General features: G+C 49.9%; 5 protein-coding genes and 1 pseudogene. All 6 read left to right on the top strand.

What is annotated here, in order from left to right:
• Positions 1-134: 134 nt before the first annotated feature.
• A pseudogene (locus IV91_RS0112020) lies at positions 135-614 on the top strand (hydrogenase maturation protease); the annotation flags it as partial.
• Positions 615-622: 8 nt separating this feature from the next.
• Positions 623-913 carry a HypC/HybG/HupF family hydrogenase formation chaperone gene (locus tag IV91_RS0112015; RefSeq protein ID WP_200874402.1) on the top strand — a complete coding sequence of 97 codons (291 nt, stop codon included), beginning with the start codon at positions 623-625 and terminating at the stop codon, positions 911-913.
• A gap of 2 nt (positions 914-915) precedes the next feature.
• On the top strand, positions 916-1401 hold the full coding sequence (locus tag IV91_RS16925; protein ID WP_051862663.1) for a thioredoxin domain-containing protein: 486 nt from the start codon (positions 916-918) through the stop codon (positions 1399-1401).
• 4 nt (positions 1402-1405) lie between these two features.
• Positions 1406-2236, top strand: a complete 831-nt coding sequence (locus tag IV91_RS0112005; protein ID WP_031598725.1) for a hydrogenase expression/formation protein — start codon at positions 1406-1408, stop codon at positions 2234-2236.
• Positions 2237-2240: 4 nt separating this feature from the next.
• A complete protein-coding gene (locus tag IV91_RS17415) occupies positions 2241-2474 on the top strand; it encodes a rubredoxin (protein WP_082783222.1) in 234 nt (77 codons plus the stop codon).
• Between the two features lie 85 nt (positions 2475-2559).
• Positions 2560-2844: a [NiFe]-hydrogenase assembly chaperone HybE gene (hybE, locus tag IV91_RS19800; protein WP_084190091.1), complete on the top strand. Its 285-nt coding sequence runs from the start codon at positions 2560-2562 to the stop codon at positions 2842-2844.
• The last annotated feature ends 63 nt before the right edge of the window (positions 2845-2907 follow it).

Raw genomic sequence — 2907 nt, 5'->3', positions numbered from 1 at the left:
ACAACCCCTTCTGAAACTGGATACTGTTGATCGCCATGGTTCACCTCAAACGGTTTTCGCAAGAGGTCAGTATACTGTATATCCGTACAGTTATCTAGTGCGACCTGAGATAGAGACATAATCAGGTACTACCTTATTTGGTGGATGCGCACCGACTGATTGTATTTGATGCGGTGGACTATGGCAAAAAACCTGGCGAGATGGTGATCGCGAAGGATGACGAGGTACCACGCTTCATGGGCGTAAAAAAGATGAGTCTGCATCAGACTGGTTTCCAGGAAGTCATTGCCTGCGCGTCCCTGACCGGCAAGCTTCCCGACTCCATGGCGCTCATCGGCGTGCAACCCGAACATCTGGAAGATTTTGGTGGCAGTTTGCGCGATTGTGTCAAGACTCAAATTCCGACTGCGCTGAACATCGCACTGGAACTGATGGTGCAATGGGGCATTCCTTATGCGCCGCGCACCTCGCCCCTTCCCTGCCGATGCATCAACGGTGACGTGCTTGACATGGACAACTATGAGACAAATCGCCCCTCGGCAGAACTGGCCTGCCGCTTCGGCGACGAGCGATTCTTGGCAAAGTCGGTTGGGGACTTGAATTTATGTGCATAGGAATACCAATGCAGATAGTGGCAATCGAAGACATGTTCGCCTGGTGCGATGGCCGCAATGGGCGGGTGCGCATCAATACCATGCTGATAGACGAAGTTCGCCCGGGAGACTGGCTGCTGACTTTTATGGGTAGCGCGCGCGAAGCCATTGATGCCGGACACGCCGCTCTGATCAATTCTGCGCTGGAAGCCCTCGACCGGGTGGCTGCCGGCGAAACCCATTTCGATGACTGCTTTGCCGACTTGATCGACAGAGAACCTCCGCTTCCCGATTTTTTACGATCTGGATACAAGGAATGACTATGGATACTGCTCTATCATGGAAACCACCGCGCTCTGCCATAAGCAATAATTTCAGTGAATTGCTGGACAGGCTGGTGATGAAAAATGGCATATCCGATCTGGATCAGGTTGGGTTTCAGAATTTCATGGATTGCCCAGGATCAGGAGTGGTGCTGCTCATCAATGAGCCAGATACGGCTGCAGAAAACTGGGATACTGCTGTGATCTTTCCCGAACTTCTGGCAGTGACAGGCAATAATCTGCGAGCCGCTCTCATGCGCCCTGAACATGCCAAAAGTTTACTGACGCGCTTTGGCATAGGGCGATTGCCAGCATTATTGTTTCTGCGCGACGGCGGTTATGTCGGCTCGATTGAAGGCTTGCACGACTGGTCCGAATATGTCAAAGAGTATGCAATTATGCTGCAAAAACCGGTCAGCCGCGCACCTTCGATAGGGGTTGCAATATCGGCAGTATGTTCATCTGATTGTAATTGGCTGGGATGAGATCATGAGAGACTTCCATATTCCAGTAGTTGGCATCGATTCACAGTCCGAGGCTGAAGAGGTGCGCTACTTGCCCCTACCAGGTGAAATGACGACCTTTGCCATGCCGGTAGTAAATCTGGTGGCCGATCCAGAAATACTGGAGGCAGTTTGCACAGTGCTGGAAAATTTGCGCAGCGCAATGCTTACCAAAAGAGATGCCAAAATCGATTTAACAAGACTAACGCCTGATGTGGTGGAATTAATCAATCAATCTCTCGGGCAAGGCGAAGTCAGTGTGATAGTGCGAAACCCCAGCAATCTACATATTCAGGAAACCGTATTTGCCGGGATCTGGCGCATACAGAAAATGTCCACACAATCTGTAGTTTCCAGCGATATGCTGCATGCCTGCGCCATTCCCGCAGAGGTTCAAAAATCTGCATTGTCAGGCACAACAGTTGTCAGCGTGCCACCAAAGCGACAGGGGATAATGAATGCACCCGCCGTTCTTAACGAATTACTGGAAAGGTCAAAAAAATATCAGGAAGGAAATGCCGCGCATATCATCAATCTGTCGCTGTTGCCCATGTCTCCGGAAGATCTGGCTTATCTGTATGATGCATTCGGCACTGGAACAGTGAGTATATTATCGCGTGGCTATGGTAACTGCCGTATCACCAGCACGCGTCTGGCCAACGTGTGGTGGGTGCAGTATTTCAACAGCACTGACCAAATCATTCTCAATACCCTGGAAGTGGTGGATGTGCCTGAAGTGGCTCTGGCAGCGGACGAAGATTTTCTGGAAAGCGTTGTGCGCCTGGGCGAATGGCTCTCCGTGATGCGCGAACAATAGTCACATGTTCGAAGGATCTTATTCAGGTGACAACAACAAAATTGAGGCAACCGCTCAGTTGGAATGCGGCATTTGCTGGTGGGTGTATGATCCGGCAGCAGGAGATCCGCTTGCCTATATTCCCTCCGGCACACCATTTACCATGCTCCCTGAACAATGGTGCTGCCCGAATTGCGATGCACCGAAATACAAATTCATGGTACTAACGGTTATGGCAACTCACCATCCTGAAGAATGAAACAACAAATTTCCATATCCGTTTCCCTTACTTTCAAGTGAAAAAAAGTGACAAAGGCTTGCTACGCAAATTTCAGGTTATAAAAATGACACAAGTCGTGTTAAAACTTGAGGAGATATTTAACAGAATCGCGCAGACACGCATGATAGATCTGCCCATTCTAAATTCGGCAATGCGCGTCGAGGCCGTGGGATTTCGTTTATGGGAAGGGCACTGGGTTGGTGTGCTGGTGACACCCTGGATGATCAATCTGGTCTTGCTGAAGGGAGAAGGCACACCGCTCCTTTCTCTGGCATTAGGTGAAAAAAAGGTAACTACTCGCCCCCTAATTCACCAGCCAAAGCCATTTGAATGGCAATCATGGGATTGACCCCTTTGTAAGCCATGGTTTGCAGGTAACTGGTGATGCGGCAATAGGCATGGGCATAGATTT

The sequence above is a fragment of the Ferrovum myxofaciens genome, from assembly GCF_000735045.1.
GTDB lineage: Bacteria > Pseudomonadota > Gammaproteobacteria > Burkholderiales > Ferrovaceae > Ferrovum > Ferrovum myxofaciens.
This window is presented reverse-complemented; position numbering and strand designations above follow the sequence as displayed.

Excerpts from the sequence above, each read along its gene's own strand:
- IV91_RS0112015 (WP_200874402.1), top strand. The coding sequence starts at position 623 with ATGCAGATAGTGGCAATCGAAGACATGTTCGCCTGGTGCGATGGCCGC.
- IV91_RS16925 (WP_051862663.1), top strand. The coding sequence starts at position 916 with ATGGATACTGCTCTATCATGGAAACCACCGCGCTCTGCCATAAGCAAT.
- IV91_RS0112005 (WP_031598725.1), top strand. The coding sequence starts at position 1,406 with ATGAGAGACTTCCATATTCCAGTAGTTGGCATCGATTCACAGTCCGAG.
- IV91_RS17415 (WP_082783222.1), top strand. The coding sequence starts at position 2,241 with ATGTTCGAAGGATCTTATTCAGGTGACAACAACAAAATTGAGGCAACC.
- hybE (WP_084190091.1), top strand. The coding sequence starts at position 2,560 with ATGACACAAGTCGTGTTAAAACTTGAGGAGATATTTAACAGAATCGCG.